Genomic DNA, 401 nt, shown 5'->3' with positions numbered 1-401 from the left:
GTCCTGAGCCAGGATCAAACTCTCATTTTAAAGTTTGTGACTCATAAATTTTACTAGCGAATTGACTTCGCAAATGTTGTTTGCACTTATCGTTGAGATAAGCGACCTCACACATTTGATTTGTCGAAACTTTGTTCAGTTTTCAAAGATCTACTCAATTGAACCAAACTATTAAAAGCTCAATCACAACGTTATTTATTATATCAATAACACAATCAATTGTAAAGAACTTTTTTATATTTGGTAAAAACTTTTAAAAAAGCAAAAGCTTAAATAACCAACCTCAATAGAATATCATCAAATCAATTAAATGTCAAAACAATTTTAAAAATTATTTATTCACATTTTTTTATATAGTCGCAAGCGACAAGGTTTATATTACCAGCAAACAGCAACTTTGG

Origin of the sequence: Ligilactobacillus pobuzihii E100301 = KCTC 13174 (assembly GCF_000349725.1) — a bacterium.
Taxonomy (GTDB): Bacteria; Bacillota; Bacilli; order Lactobacillales; family Lactobacillaceae; genus Ligilactobacillus; species Ligilactobacillus pobuzihii.
Note: the sequence above shows the minus strand (reverse complement) of the source record.